The sequence below is a fragment of the Lactobacillus sp. B4026 genome (genome assembly GCF_026535825.1).
Lineage (GTDB): Bacteria > Bacillota > Bacilli > Lactobacillales > Lactobacillaceae > Lactobacillus > Lactobacillus panisapium.
On record NZ_JAFNPD010000007.1, the window covers coordinates 39,381 to 53,056 of the forward strand.

The 13,676-nt window shown below is 35.1% G+C and carries 15 protein-coding genes; 11 read left to right on the forward strand and 4 right to left on the reverse strand.

Going from position 1 to position 13,676, the window contains the following annotated elements; all coding sequences use genetic code 11:
• Positions 1-205 precede the first annotated feature (205 nt).
• From J3U69_RS06870 to J3U69_RS06895, 6 genes are all read left to right on the forward strand, one after another.
• Positions 206-526 carry a hypothetical protein gene (locus tag J3U69_RS06870; protein WP_220235155.1) on the forward strand — a complete coding sequence of 107 codons (321 nt, stop codon included), beginning with the start codon at positions 206-208 and terminating at the stop codon, positions 524-526.
• A 231-nt stretch (positions 527-757) separates the two neighbouring features.
• Positions 758-1,885 carry an SIS domain-containing protein gene (locus J3U69_RS06875; protein WP_267413518.1) on the forward strand — a complete coding sequence of 376 codons (1,128 nt, stop codon included), beginning with the start codon at positions 758-760 and terminating at the stop codon, positions 1,883-1,885.
• An 11-nt stretch (positions 1,886-1,896) separates the two neighbouring features.
• Positions 1,897-2,373: a PTS sugar transporter subunit IIB gene (locus J3U69_RS06880; RefSeq protein ID WP_267413519.1), complete on the forward strand. Its 477-nt coding sequence runs from the start codon at positions 1,897-1,899 to the stop codon at positions 2,371-2,373.
• A gap of 4 nt (positions 2,374-2,377) precedes the next feature.
• Positions 2,378-3,169 (forward strand): PTS mannose/fructose/sorbose/N-acetylgalactosamine transporter subunit IIC, encoded by a 792-nt coding sequence (locus J3U69_RS06885; RefSeq protein ID WP_267413520.1) that lies wholly within the window; start codon positions 2,378-2,380, stop codon positions 3,167-3,169.
• Positions 3,159-3,992: a PTS system mannose/fructose/sorbose family transporter subunit IID gene (locus J3U69_RS06890; RefSeq protein ID WP_267413521.1), complete on the forward strand. Its 834-nt coding sequence runs from the start codon at positions 3,159-3,161 to the stop codon at positions 3,990-3,992. Before J3U69_RS06885 ends, J3U69_RS06890 begins: the two co-directional genes overlap by 11 nt.
• 25 nt (positions 3,993-4,017) lie before the next feature.
• Complete coding sequence (locus J3U69_RS06895) at positions 4,018-5,037, forward strand: SIS domain-containing protein (RefSeq protein ID WP_220269188.1); 1,020 nt, start codon at positions 4,018-4,020, stop codon at positions 5,035-5,037.
• A 48-nt stretch (positions 5,038-5,085) separates the two neighbouring features.
• Here J3U69_RS06895 and J3U69_RS06900 read toward each other — a convergent pair whose 3' ends face one another.
• Positions 5,086-5,859, reverse strand: coding sequence for a GntR family transcriptional regulator (locus J3U69_RS06900; protein WP_267413522.1), 774 nt, complete (start codon positions 5,857-5,859; stop codon positions 5,086-5,088).
• Entirely contained in the window at positions 5,852-6,562 is a 711-nt protein-coding gene (locus J3U69_RS06905; protein WP_267413523.1) for a GntR family transcriptional regulator, read from the reverse strand. Before J3U69_RS06905 ends, J3U69_RS06900 begins: the two co-directional genes overlap by 8 nt.
• Positions 6,563-6,708: 146 nt before the next feature.
• Between J3U69_RS06905 and J3U69_RS06910 the strand changes: the two genes are divergently transcribed.
• The 4 genes from J3U69_RS06910 to J3U69_RS06925 all read left to right on the forward strand — a co-directional run bounded on the left by J3U69_RS06910 (position 6,709) and on the right by J3U69_RS06925 (position 10,299).
• Entirely contained in the window at positions 6,709-7,137 is a 429-nt protein-coding gene (locus J3U69_RS06910) for a PTS sugar transporter subunit IIA (RefSeq protein ID WP_267413524.1), read from the forward strand.
• A 14-nt stretch (positions 7,138-7,151) separates the two neighbouring features.
• A complete protein-coding gene (locus J3U69_RS06915; RefSeq protein WP_267410374.1) occupies positions 7,152-7,940 on the forward strand; it encodes a PTS mannose/fructose/sorbose/N-acetylgalactosamine transporter subunit IIC in 789 nt (262 codons plus the stop codon).
• A gap of 267 nt (positions 7,941-8,207) precedes the next feature.
• Positions 8,208-9,287 (forward strand): AEC family transporter, encoded by a 1,080-nt coding sequence (locus tag J3U69_RS06920; protein ID WP_220220750.1) that lies wholly within the window; start codon positions 8,208-8,210, stop codon positions 9,285-9,287.
• A 13-nt stretch (positions 9,288-9,300) separates the two neighbouring features.
• Entirely contained in the window at positions 9,301-10,299 is a 999-nt protein-coding gene (locus J3U69_RS06925) for an NAD(P)-dependent oxidoreductase (protein WP_220220751.1), read from the forward strand.
• Between the two features lie 42 nt (positions 10,300-10,341).
• Here J3U69_RS06925 and J3U69_RS06930 read toward each other — a convergent pair whose 3' ends face one another.
• Positions 10,342-11,028, reverse strand: coding sequence for a response regulator (locus J3U69_RS06930; protein ID WP_267413525.1), 687 nt, complete (start codon positions 11,026-11,028; stop codon positions 10,342-10,344).
• A 2-nt stretch (positions 11,029-11,030) separates the two neighbouring features.
• Positions 11,031-12,617: an ATP-binding protein gene (locus J3U69_RS06935; RefSeq protein WP_267413526.1), complete on the reverse strand. Its 1,587-nt coding sequence runs from the start codon at positions 12,615-12,617 to the stop codon at positions 11,031-11,033.
• A gap of 216 nt (positions 12,618-12,833) precedes the next feature.
• Between J3U69_RS06935 and J3U69_RS06940 the strand changes: the two genes are divergently transcribed.
• Entirely contained in the window at positions 12,834-13,619 is a 786-nt protein-coding gene (locus J3U69_RS06940) for a MurR/RpiR family transcriptional regulator (RefSeq protein ID WP_220220754.1), read from the forward strand.
• The last annotated feature ends 57 nt before the right edge of the window (positions 13,620-13,676 follow it).

Here is a 13,676-nt window from a genome sequence, read left to right on the forward strand (position 1 = left end):
TACACTGATGATTAAATTAAGTAAAAAATGATATTCATTATTACTTAAGCCTAGGACTAGCACATATTTATTTAATAACAATTTGTCAAAATAGTTAGAGCTATCTAATTGGCCTAAATGGTGCTATGATAGCAACATAAAGTAAACTGACTAAGATAAAAATATCATCAGTCTGTTAAACTTCAAAATGCGAGGAGGACATAAAATGAATAAATTGCTTAAGAATTATCATGAAGAAAAGCAATTATCGTTCCATTCTTTTTTTAAAGGAAATTTTCTTTTTTGGAATACTGCATATATGTTTTCATTAAAAAATGGGCGAAAACTCGATCTTCAAGACTATCCTGAACTTAATAAATTAGGGTACTGGATTAAGGTGAATGACCAAACCAATTTACGGGTATGGTCTCGTTTAGGTCTTCCGCGTTTAACTGAAAAATTTTGTCAAATAACCGGGCTTCAGCCAGATGATTTTTACGTAAATTCAGTTTCCGGGTTAAATAGCATTTGGCCAACCAAACAATAACTGCACTTTCATAGTCAGTAATAAATATTTTTCACATAGTAGTAGATAACTTTGAACCAAAAGTTATCTACTATTTTTTTAATCCTTGTAATTCCTATTATGCTTAGATTTTGTCACTTTAATCTAAAGTGATAATTTATTTCTTTTAAGAAACCGCTTGCAAAACATCTTTTAAATGGTATAGTTAAATTAATAAATGGTATATATAAGAAACCAATTGGAGGTGCTTAGATGAAAATGCAAGACTATGTCCGATATTCAGCGACAAAGCTAAAGGAAAACTTTGACAATAGAAATGAATTAGTTGGTCCAATTACCCGGATTTTTAAAAATGGAAATTATCAAAGTTTTACTTTAATTGCTTCTGGCTCATCGTACAATTCTTTGTTGATGGTCAAAGATGCTTTACAGGAGTTATCTCGTCTTCCGGTTTATTTATACACTCCGGAGCATGTTGAAGAGTGTAATTGTGCTTTATGGTCAAATACATTTGTGATAATAGTTTCACAAAGTGGCTCGTCGACCAATATTATTAGTTGTCAGAAATATTTACTGCAAAGAAAAATTTCCTTTGTTTCTCTCACAGGAAATATTCATAGTCCAATGGCTGATTATTCAACAAATATTTTTGATTATGGTGTAGGTAATGAGTATGTCGACTATGTCACCATGGGTGTCCAAACCTTGGTTGAATACTTTTTACTTTTTGCCAATAACATTAGTACTTTATCGGAGAGTAGAAAATCTGCTTTTGGTGAACAACTGCTGAAAGTAATTGAGGATCAGCCTGGATTATTGAAGACTACTGAAGAATTTTTGAAACAGAATCATTTTGCGTTAGCGATGAATAATCCAACTTTTTTCTGTGGTAACGGCCCGAATTTAGGTGTAGCCAAAGAAGGAGCCTTGAAATTTCAAGAAACATTAAAGCGACCGGCTATGTACTATGAACTTGAAGAATTTCTTCATGGACCAGATATACAGCTGACGCCTAATTACACTGTTTTTTTAATTGATGATATGGTTCAAAAAAAGCACGTACGCTTTCATGAAGTATTCACTGCTTTAAAAGAGGTCACACCAAACGCATTTTTAATAACCAGTTCAAGTCAAATTGAACAAGACAGGCGTGTTGTCAAAACGAGCGCCGTTAATAATTGGATTCTAAGTTTGTATTATTCCTTACCAGTTATTCAGTTAGTTGCAGCTAAAATGGCTGATGAGTTAAATACTTGGCCGCCTCATTCATATTTCGACCGATTTGATAAGAAAATCGCTATCAAAACTGCCAATTATGACCAAGAATTGATTGAAATTAAGCAAAAATGGCAGCTTGAGAATCATAATAAAACAAATTAGGAGGTATCAAAATGATTAAGATGGTTCGTGTTGATTATCGGTTGTTACATGGACAAGTTGCATTTTCTTGGACACAAGCAATAGGAGCAGATGCATTATTGCTAGTAAGTGACACTGTCAAGAGTGATCCTTTAAGAATGAAGGCATTGCGCCTGGCCAAACCACAGGGAACAAAAGTTGTCATTAAATCTACTGACGAAGCTATTGAGCAAATACAAAGTGGGATAACAGACAAATATCATTTGTTTATTATTTGTGAAACTTTACCAATTGCAGCAAAGCTTGTTAAGGCAATTGGCGTTAAAGCGTTAAATCTAGGTAATATGCCGTTCGCAGAAGATAAAAAGCAGGTCTCTAAAAGCATATTTTTAGATCAAAAGGATGTAGCAATTTTGCAAGATTTATCTAATCTTGGAATTGATTTGTTTGTCCAAATGGTACCTAATGAAACTAAGATTGATGCCAAAAAGTTTTTAAAGGAGGCTTAATACCTTGCTCTTAAAAACAATATTAATCTTTTTGATTAATTTCTTAGGTTATTCAGAATGGCTTCTTGGAACTAGCTATCTTCAAAGACCCATTATTTTAGGTCCGCTTGTGGGATTAGTGCTAGGAGATTTGCAAGACGGAATTATTATGGGCGCAACACTGGAGTTAGCGATGATCGGTGCAGTTTCTGTTGGTGCCTATAATCCACCTGATTTAATTGCAGGAACCGTTTTAGGAATTTCTCTTGCAATTGAGTCCCATGCAAATGCCGCAGCTGCTCTAACATTGGGAATTCCTATTGCAACAGTAATGCTAGCCTTAAATACTGCGGTTGGGCAACCGGTAATGCTAATGTTGATTCATCGAATTGATCATAACGCTGATGAGGGTAATACTCATGCAATCACTAGAAATATGCTTTTGGCTGGTTGGGCCCAGAATTGGCCTGGCATAATTTTTAATCCCTTAGCATTTTATTTTGGGGCAGCTACGGTAGCTAAATTATTAAATATTATTCCACCTTTTGTGCAAGAGGGAATGAATGTCGCTGCAGGATTATTACCATTGCTTGGCTTTGCGATGTTGGCACAAATGATGATGAATAAGAAGGTAGCAGCGTTTTTCTTTCTCGGATTTTTCTTAGTGGCATACAGTGGGATTTCTACCACTGGAGTAGCAATATTTGCAGTAGTTATGGCTGCCATTATGTATGTTTTCTTTGAACATGACACCCAAAATAAAGTTGAAGAAAAAGAAACAACAGAACAGGAAGGTGACGGATTCGATGAATTTTAATTTAAAACCAACTTACAACAAAAAGATTAATAAGTCAGATTTAGTCAAGTTATTTTGGCGAAGCATACCGTATGAGCATTCATGGAATTACGAAAGAATGGGTAACGTTGGCTTTACTTGGGCATTAATGCCAATTTTACAAAAGCTTTATCCCGAGAAGAAAAAATTTACACACGCTTTAAAACGTAATTTGGAATTGTATAACATGACGCCCTACATTGTTACATTGCCGTTAGGCATATCTGCTGCAATGGAAGAAGCTAATGCGACAAATGATGATTTTGATGAAAGCTCAATTTCAGCGGTTAAGTTAGCATTGATGGGGCCACTGTCAGGGATAGGTGATTCATTTTTCTGGGGAACTCTTAGAGTGTTAGCAACTGGAATTGGTACTACTTTGGCACTAAAAGGCAGTATTTTAGGACCAATATTGTTTTTCCTAGTATTCAATATTCCCCATTATCTTATTCGGTATTACGGGACATTTTTAGGATATAGTTTGGGCTCTAACGTTATTAATAACGTGGAAAACTCGGGCGTAATGGACAAAATTACTAAATACGCTTCCATGATCGGCATGATGGTGGTGGGCGCAATGACTAAAGAAATGGTCAGTGTAAAGTTCATCACAAAAATCGGTATTGGGAAAAGTGCTTCAACCGTTCAATCGCTTCTTGATGGAATTTTCCCTGGCATAGCAACACTGGCATTATTTGGCATAACTTATTGGATGCTAAAAAAGAAGCTCAATCCGTTGCTGATTATGTTAATTATTCTAATTGTAAGCATTGCAGCAACATACTTTAAAGTTTTAGGAGCTTAAGTCAAAAATTAAGAGAGGTAAAAAAATGACAATATTAAAGAATTTCGATGTTGAAAAGTATTTACAAAATGGTCGTGATGTATATTCTCAAAGAAAGAATATTGAAAATCTGGCAGATAAATTAGCTAAAAATGATTATCAAAACATTGTGTTAATAGGTATCGGCGGTACTTGGATGGAATGGTATCCTGTAGCTGAATATTTACGCCATTTATCGAATTTTCCCGTTTATTTAGAAAATGCGGGAGAACTACTGGTTAAGAAGGATCTTGATTACTTGACCGATAAGTCTCTAGTGCTAACTTCTTCAGATTCTGGGGATACAAAGGAAATCTTAGATGCTGTTAAATATTGCAATCAACGTGGTATTTCAGTCTATGGCTTCACTAAAAATCCTGAGTCTTCATTGGGACTACTTCTTGAAGAATCAATTAATGGCTCTCTTAGCGAATGCGAGAATGCTTACTTAATGTACTTTATGTTGACACTGAGACTCTATCAGGATTGGGGTTATTATCAGGATTATAACCGTTGGGCAGATCAAATGCAGAATTTGTATCCAAACTTACTAAGATTTAGAGAGGAATTTGAAGAAAGAGCTAAATCCATAGCACGTAAATATTATAATGCACCGTTAACAATGACGGTTGGCTCAGGGATGTTGTGGGGAGAAACCTGTATGTTCTCAATGTGTATCTTAGAAGAAATGCAGTGGGTCAGAACTAGGCCAGTAACTTCAGCCGACTTTTTCCATGGTGCCTTAGAACTAGTTGATGATACTTTGCCAGTTTACTTAATTAAAGGAGAAGACGAATACAGAGCTCTAGATGAGAGAGTTGAACGCTTTTTACCAAAGCATACCAATAGCTTTGAAGTATTTGATACAAAAGATTATGTTTTTGAAGGAATTGATGATGATTTTCGGCAAATTTGTTCACCAATGATTATTACTTCACTCTTAACGGACAGATTAGCTTCGTGGTATCAGCAATACACTGGTCATGACCTTAATTTCCGTCGTTATTACCGTCAATTTGAGTATTAAAGTGTCCTCAAGAAATCGACAAGAATCAATACTACTCCTTCGCCTAAACTAATAAGTTTCTTTTTCGCCTAAAATACCATTGAGAGTGAATTGAAGATTGAGCTCGTCAGAGTCCAGATAGCTTTCGGTATACTCAACGGCTTTACTTTCTGCGTCAAAACCAAGATAAATAATGCTGTACAGCAAATTACCCTTTTTTACTTTTAATAAGCGAGCTTCTTTACTCAAAGCAGGTAAAACCTGAATAAATTGAGAAAAATAAATAGGTCGATGTCCAACAGAGTCCATATAGTCATATAAACTTACGTTTTTAAAATTGATTTTTTCGGCATTAGGAAATAAGTTGGCCGGAAGATAATTATATTCAACGGTAAAAGGCTTGTCTTTAATCTTTCTAATTCGATGAAGAGCAAAAACAGAATCATTATCGTCAAGTTGTAATTTCTGATTAAAAAATGAATTTCCAGCTAAAATTCCTTTGCCAACAACTTCATTAGTAAAGTTAATTCCATTTTTGGTTAAAAGTTCAGTAATACCGGAGTTTGAGTTTTTATCAGTAAACGACAGATTAAAGTATAAGTTGCTATTATCAATGTTTTTAGCAGTAACAAACGTACCGCTACCTTGTTTGCGAAACAAAAGACCTTTTTTCCTGAGAGCATCGATTGCTTTTTTTACAGTCATTCGATTGACGCCATATTGTTGGGCAAGATCACGTTCACTTGGTATTTTTGCTCCGGGAAGGAATTCCTTACTTAAAATTTTCTTTTCAAGCAAATCTTCAATTTGAATGTATAAAGGTGCATGAAAAAGATTACTCATTATTTTTATCCTTATCTACTTGCATTAACAAAACGTTTTCTGGAACTTTCTTTGAAACAAAATAAATAAAATTGTTATTAAGATTAACAATCGAAGTGCGTTGCAAAATTTTTGCTCTGACAGGAATAGCCAAAAGACTCGCTTCTTCAAAATTAACTGATTCAATTGACAGATTTTGATATTCCTTTATAGGTGTACCACGATAAGATTTAACCAATAAGTCCCAAAATGAATGCTCTAATAATTTATTTAACGGTAAATGTTCTACTAATTTCTCTGGCGCATAAATATAATCTAGTGAAAGAGTCTTAGCAGATTCTTGTTCATTAATAGTACGCTTATAAATTAGGTAATGAATTGGAGTTGCTAAAGGAACTTTTAACTTTTGAGCAATTTTCTTGTTTGCCTCTATGACAGTATTCTTAATTATATAGTTTTTAACGCGATGATTAGATTTTTTACCAAAAAATTCAAGCCAATCATAGTCTTCTTTAGGACTGTTTATATGATAACTATTTGATGCTAAAGAAATGATGCCTTTATTTTGTAATATTTCTAAAGCTTCTCTAATCGTATTACGTGATACATTGTATTTAACAGCTAATTTTCTTTCGGAGGGGATAGATTTAACGTATTCTTGTTGTGAAATCAAAAACTCAAGATCTTTTGCAATTAGTTCACTTTTATTAATGATATTGAACATTTTAATAGCTCTTCCTTGTCAATATTAATTAACTTAATCTTAGCTTAAGACTAGCGTGATAGCAATTGGAAGTGAGCTAATAATTCTAAAGACAAGTTACAAGGTAATAATTGAAATAGAGCTGAAATTTGTTTATGGAGGATAAAATGACAAAAATTGTAATAGCAACTCATGGATATCTAGCAAAAGGCTTAAAAATGTCGACCGAATTTATTTTAGGAAAGCAGAAGAATCTCTTTGCTATTTGTGCCTATACTTCAGAATGCCAGGATTTTCATAAAGTTGTTAAAGATTTGATTGCTAAATATGATCAAGAAGATATTATTTTTGGTACGGATATCGTTGGGGGCAGTGTTAATAACGATTTGCAAGAATTTGTGGCCGGAAATAATCGGTTGCACTTAGTTGCAGGCATCAATTTACCATTTTTAATTCAGTTTTTAACTTTAAATAATGATAATGTAGCTGACAATCTTGCCAAAAGTACTCAGGCTGCTAAAAGTGGGATTGTTAATTATGATGCCTTGGATGATACTATTCAAACCGATGAATTAGATGGCTTTGATAGTTTTTGATAAGTGTGAGGATAATGATTTTAAAAACATTTTTAATATTTTTAGTAGGACTTCTAGGCTATTCTGAATGGTTACTCGGCACAAGCTATCTACAACGCCCAATTATTCTGGGACCACTTGTTGGTTTAGTCTTGGGCGATATCCAAGACGGAATTATTATGGGAGCAACCTTGGAATTGGCAATGATTGGTGCTGTCTCAGTCGGAGCTTATGATCCTCCAGATTTAGTTTCTGGTTCAATCATTGGCATATCTTTGGCAATTCAAACTCATGCAGCACCTGGAGCAGCATTAACATTAGGTATACCAATTGCGGCTATTATGCAGGCATTAGGTTTGGCAACGGGTCAACCGTTAATGTTAGCTTTTATCCATAAATGTGATAGTGCTGCTGAAAAAGGAAATACGCATGCGTTAACGAGAAACATGTTAATAGCAGGTTATATCCAAGATTGGCCAGGTATTGTTTTTATTCCCTTGGCATTTTACTTTGGTTCATCAACTGTAGCCAGAGTGCTTAATATTATTCCTTCTTTTGTACAGGATGGAATGAATGTCGCGGCAGGATTACTACCATTATTAGGTTTTGCAATGTTAGCACAAATGATGATGAATAAAAAAGTTGCGGCTTTCTTTTTCTTAGGCTTTTTCCTAGTAGCCTACAGTGGAATTACCACAACAGGCGTAGCGATTTTTGCTGTAGTAATGGCAGCAATTATGTATGTCTTTTTTGAGCAATCGCCAGTTCATAAGAAGGTAAGCCATGTAGCAGAGCAAGAAGAAGACGGCTTTGATGAATTTTAAATAGCTCATACAAAAATAATGTTAAGAAGCATCCTATTTTGTGAAAATCAAATAGGATGCTTTTGCTTTGTCTTTTTATTCACATATTCTACTAGCTTGAATTTTCCGACAAATGCCATTCACTTTACTGGTAGAATTAGTCGTTTATATTCACTTGATTTCGCTTACATAAGTTACAAAAGGTTACATTAATTTACTATTATTATCAAAAATTGAAGTTAAAACTAAAATATATTGTGAAATATGTAATTAAGTAGGAGGAGAAAGATGAATATTGCGAAAGCGATTCAAGTGACATTTTCCAATGCTGCGATAGTTAGCTCAATAACGTCAACAATTTTTATTATTTTATTGGGCTTTTATTTACGTAAGCGTAATATCTTTACAGAAAAGTATGGTAAGCTTTTATCTAAGATTGTTTTAACAGTTGCGCTTCCGGCTTTGGCATTCAACTCATTTATGCAACCGATTAATGGCGAAACTTTTTCGCAAGGGATGAATGTGTTAATTTGGGGAATTGCAATTTATATTATTTTGATTTTGGTAACCCCAATTTCTTATGCCAAGTATCCTAAAGATAAACGAGATGTTCTAGCAATTTTAACCACTTTTGGTTCGACAACCTTTTTTGGGATTCCAATTGTTGGAGCGGTCTTTGGCACCAAGGGCATAATGTATAGCTCGATTTTTAATATTGGCTACCGGATCTTTTTATATTCTTATGCCTATATTAAGATGTCTGGCTTAAAAATGAAGGCAAGTAATATCAAAAAAATGTTTGTCAATCCGGTCGTAATTGCTACTTTTTTGGGACTGATTATGTGGCTAGTGCAAAATTACATGCCACAGGTAGCTGTAAGACAAGCTGTTAATGGCGTAATTAATCCTGGTGCACCAATAATTAAGGTTGCCTTTTACCGAATTGATCAGACTGCAATTTGGCTGTACAAGCCACTGCAATATCTGGCTAATCTAGCATCACCACTTGCTTGGCTATCAATCGGTGCTACCTTAGGTTCGACTTCATTTAAAAAAGCTGCGGAAAACAAGACTTCTTGGTACTACAGTTTTAATAAGGTTGTCTTGGTACCACTGCTTAACTTGGTAATATTGGTCATCTTAAATGTGACTAACATCTTACCGATTAGCTATGTTGCTTTAGGTACAATCATTATTATGATGGCTACGCCAACCGCTGCCGTTGCTTCGTCTTATGCAATTAGCTTTGATCGTGAAGCGGTCTTATCGTCCAATGCATCCTTTGTATCGACAATTTTAGCGGTAGTGGCAATGCCATTTTGGATCGCCTTTCTCGGTGTTCTTAGTCAAAGCGGATTATTTCATTAATTAGGAGGTTTTTATGTTTAAAATTGTTGCTTATGGCGTACGTGAAAATGAAGTAGATTACTTCAAGAAATTAAATAAATATCATTATGATGTGCAATTGGAATCTGAATTGTTAACTCACGATAATATTGAAACTGCTAAAGGTGCGGATGCTGTTTTGTTACGTGCCAATTGTAAGGCAGACGCACAAAACTTGGCAAAATTAAATGAGTGGGGCATTAAATATGTCTTTACTAGAACAGTCGGCTTTAACCATATTGATCTTAAGGCCGCAGCCAAATATGAAATGAAAGTTGCTCGCGTTCCGGCATATTCACCATACGCTGTAGCCGAATTGGCAATGACCCTAGGAATGATGCTCTTTAGACATACCGCCTTGGCAACCGATTTGACCAGGCAAGGAAACTTTAGTGTTTCGACCGCCACTTTTTCTGGGGAAGTTCATTCAAGTACTGTGGGAATTATCGGAACTGGTCGAATTGGTGCGACTGAAGCGCAGCTATATAGTGGAATGGGGACTAAGGTTTTGGGCTATGATCCTTACCCAAGCGATTTTGCTAAACAATATGTTGAATTTGTTGAGCAGGATGAATTGCTGGCAAAATCAGATATTGTTTCAATCCACGTGCCGTATTTCCCAGGTCAAAATGATCGTTTAATCGATGCGGACTTTTTAAAGAAAATGAAACCAACTGCTGTTTTGGTTAATACGGCGAGAACACAACTTGCTGATTATCCTGCTATTATTAAGGCAATCACGCAAAATCAAATCGCCGGTTTTGCTAGTGATGTTTTACCAGATGAAGTTGAAGTGCTGGGACATGATTTTAAGGGCAATATCACTAATGAACTGACTAAGCAGTTAGTTGATTTATATCCTAAGGTTCTACTAACTCCGCACATTGGTTCTTACACAAGTCCAGCTTTAACCGATATGATTGCTGTCAGCTATGAAAACTTCCACCAAGTCTTAGAGACAGGCAAGACCGATAATGACGTTAAGTTAGATTAAGTTAATACACAAAAAAGCGAGCTATCAGCTGATAGTTCGCTTTTATTTATTAGCTTTATAAAGTTTAATTGGTCGACCTACTTTTAGGTAATGTGTTTTGATTGTTAATTCATTAGTTTTTACTAAATAGTCTAAATACTTTTTCGTGGTAATCCGCGAGAGTTTAGACTTCCGAGCAATCTCCTGATTAGAAAAATAATCGGGTGTTTCTGCAATGACCGCCTTTATTTTGTTAAGGGAAAAATTTGATAGTCCTTTGGGCAAGGAGGTCATTTCTTTTTCTCCAGCAAAATCTTGCATAATGAAAACCTGATCGAGTTCAGTTTGCGATAATTGTCGATCCTGGTTTAATACCTCGTTATATTTTAGAAAATGCTCAATTGCCTTATGGAATCGCTCAAAAGAAAATGGTTTTACCAAGTAATCGAGTACGCCATAGTTTAACGCCTGGTTAACGCTTTGGCTATCTTTAGCAGCTGATAACATGATTACATTCGGATGGAGATTGTGTTCAATAAATAAGTGAAGAAGTTCAGTACCCGAAATTTTGGGTAAATAAATATCGAGTAGGACCAAATCAAGCTGCAATTTTTGCGCAAGTGCTAATGCCTTGTCTGCCCTATCTACCTGATAAAGCCTCATTTTTGCAGGCGGAATTATTTTCATTAGGTACTGTTTGTTAATTGAACTGACCATGGGGTCATCTTCCACAATGAGAATCTGTAACATTTTTACTCCTCGCTGTTAATCGGTAATTCAAGATAGAAATTGCTACCATGTGGGTTACAAGGTGTAATGTCAATATAGCCGTGATGATTATCGACAATCTGCTTAACCAGCATTAAGCCGTAACCATGATCTTTACCTTTAGTCGAATATTTTTGCTTAAAAAGTTGTTTTCGGACAGCGGGCGCAATACCACTACCGTTATCGGTCACTTCCATAATCAGGGTTGTACTCTCGGAATCATAATTAAGTTCGAGTTTAATGGTACCACTGGTATCAATGGCAGCTAAGGCATTGTCGATTAAGTTACCCAAAATCTTGATCAGATCAAGATTTAATTGGTCTGAAACAATTGCTTGTGGCAGATAGGAATCAGGAGTAAGTGTCAAAGTCACCTTTTGCTCTTTAGCCTGATTAATTTTACCGGTTAAAAAACCGACTAAAGCTGGTGATTCAATCTGCTGGTTTAGCTGGCCAAACTCTTGCTGGTAATTGGCGTTAACTTTGCCAATAAAATTAGTAACATTATCATATTGCTTTAATTCAATCATACCGTAAATTGCCTGTAATTTATTGCGAAATTCATGCGATTGCGCTCTAAGCGCTTGAATGTATTGCTCACTTCCAGCTAATTGTTCAGACAGTTTTTGGTATTTGGATTGATCTTGTAGTAGAGCAATTTGGCCATAAGTTTTGTCATGATAAACTAGCCTACTAGTGGATACAATGTATTCTTTAGCGTTAATTAAGAGCGGAACATTGGTCTTATTTTGTGAATGATTATGATTAAAAATTAGTTTAGCTAAATTGGAATCTAGTGCAGTACCCACTTTCACTGCTGGAAATGTTTTTTTAGCTAAATAATTGGTTGTAATTACGATGTTTTGTTCATTAACAGCAATTAAGATTTCATCAATACTATCAATAATAGCGTGTAGTTCCGTCAGCTTGGTAGCAATTTCATCTGGTTCCATATTAAAAAGAGATTTTTTAATCCTTTGCGCTAAAAAAAGTGCCAAAATTATGCCAGCACATAAAGCAAATAATGAACCAAGAATAACCGCTTTTTGAGCAGATAAAATTGCCCGGTTAATTGAGCTATCGGTTAGGCCAACGCAAACAATGCCAACTTGCTGTTTGTTCTTGAAAACAGGAACAAAGATGCGGTAACCCGTTCCTAAAATACCTTTGCGATGTGAATAATGGCTTTTACCAGTGCTTGATTTTTTAGCATCTTGCGGTGAACTAAATTTTTTACCGATCCGACTAGTATCAGGGTGGGAGTAGCGCATTAAATTCCGGTCTAGAATTACAACGAAATCAACCCGAGATGCCTGTGTGATTTGATTGGCATATTTTTGCAATGAATTATTTTTGGTGGGCTGGGGATGCCTTTTTAGGGTCTCCTTAACGGTTGTATCCTGAGCAGCAATTCTAGCAACTCCAGCGATTTCCTCTTTGATTATTTGCTTTTGATTCTGTTTGACGTGGTATGAAGCGATGCTGCCAGCAGTAATAACAAAAATAACTGTTGTTAAAAAAACTAGTAAAACAGATTTAGTTCTTAAGCTAAAGCGTGATTTTTGTGGCATGTTTTTCCTTTTATATCGTTACAACTTATTACTACTAGTATAAACTACTAATTCAGAAAAAAAGCTTAACCTAAAGGAAGATTTTATCAACTGCTTGAATAAATAACTAAAATATCTTTTAAATTAAAAATAGCAGTCATAACTGATAGTTATCGGCTATACTTAAAGTTAATTGATGTCAAAAATTGCAGCTTGAGCTAATAGGAGTGTTTAAAGGTGACTAATGTAAATAATCTTGGGTTACTAAACTCACTAAGTGAATTAATCAATTCTCATTATGATAGTGGCAATCACGCAATTGCTTCTTACTTAGTGGAAAATATCTCCCGGTTAGACCAGGTGACTGTTAATGAGATTATCGATCATGCTTATGTTTCGCGATCTGCTGTCAGACGCTTTTGCGAAAAATTAGGCTATTCAAGTTTGATTGATTTGAAATCATCGTTTTCTAAAATAATTTTTCCCAGTGATATTCGCCATCGGTCTAAGGAAGACTATCACATCAACAACTTACAGTTAACGGAATTAATCAAAAAGATGCTAGATGATATTAATACTGTTTTTACTAGCTCAGTACTTGATCAAATTGTTTATCAAATCAATCGCCATAATGAAGTCATTTTATTATGTGCTAACAATACAAGTAACACGTTAATTAAATTTCAACAGGAAATGATTTATGCCAATAAGGTGATTGTTGTACTAGACCAAAAGTATCGTTCTAACAAGTACTTAAAAGCATTGAAACCTAATGCCTTGTTGATTACTGTTTCTACTTCTGGAAAATACGCTGAAATTTTAAATGATTTTTTACGCGAATTACCAGGAGACAAAATGATGATTACGGGAAACCGAAATGAAAACTTAGCGAAATCCTACGACCAAGTTTTCTATATTAGCAACAGCAGTTTTACTGAAGATTATTTGGGGATCTATGGTAAATATGGCATAACATACTTATTTGACCAAATCTTTTTAAGGTATGTGGCATTATTTAAGTAAAGTAAGAGTCAGCCGCTAGAGTGCGTGGTTCAATTTTTGAACCACGTGCTCTTTTTT

What these genes read in the sequence shown, in the direction of transcription:
- J3U69_RS06925 (WP_220220751.1), top strand. Translation starts at nt 9,301, where the DNA reads ATGTTTAAAATTGTTGCTTATGGCGTACGTGAAAATGAAGTAGATTAC.
- J3U69_RS06905 (WP_267413523.1), bottom strand. Translation starts at nt 6,562, where the DNA reads ATGTTCAATATCATTAATAAAAGTGAACTAATTGCAAAAGATCTTGAG.
- J3U69_RS06915 (WP_267410374.1), top strand. Translation starts at nt 7,152, where the DNA reads ATGATTTTAAAAACATTTTTAATATTTTTAGTAGGACTTCTAGGCTAT.
- J3U69_RS06875 (WP_267413518.1), top strand. Translation starts at nt 758, where the DNA reads ATGAAAATGCAAGACTATGTCCGATATTCAGCGACAAAGCTAAAGGAA.
- J3U69_RS06920 (WP_220220750.1), top strand. Translation starts at nt 8,208, where the DNA reads ATGAATATTGCGAAAGCGATTCAAGTGACATTTTCCAATGCTGCGATA.
- J3U69_RS06930 (WP_267413525.1), bottom strand. Translation starts at nt 11,028, where the DNA reads ATGTTACAGATTCTCATTGTGGAAGATGACCCCATGGTCAGTTCAATT.
- J3U69_RS06935 (WP_267413526.1), bottom strand. Translation starts at nt 12,617, where the DNA reads ATGCCACAAAAATCACGCTTTAGCTTAAGAACTAAATCTGTTTTACTA.
- J3U69_RS06880 (WP_267413519.1), top strand. Translation starts at nt 1,897, where the DNA reads ATGATTAAGATGGTTCGTGTTGATTATCGGTTGTTACATGGACAAGTT.
- J3U69_RS06870 (WP_220235155.1), top strand. Translation starts at nt 206, where the DNA reads ATGAATAAATTGCTTAAGAATTATCATGAAGAAAAGCAATTATCGTTC.
- J3U69_RS06900 (WP_267413522.1), bottom strand. Translation starts at nt 5,859, where the DNA reads ATGAGTAATCTTTTTCATGCACCTTTATACATTCAAATTGAAGATTTG.
- J3U69_RS06890 (WP_267413521.1), top strand. Translation starts at nt 3,159, where the DNA reads ATGAATTTTAATTTAAAACCAACTTACAACAAAAAGATTAATAAGTCA.
- J3U69_RS06910 (WP_267413524.1), top strand. Translation starts at nt 6,709, where the DNA reads ATGACAAAAATTGTAATAGCAACTCATGGATATCTAGCAAAAGGCTTA.
- J3U69_RS06895 (WP_220269188.1), top strand. Translation starts at nt 4,018, where the DNA reads ATGACAATATTAAAGAATTTCGATGTTGAAAAGTATTTACAAAATGGT.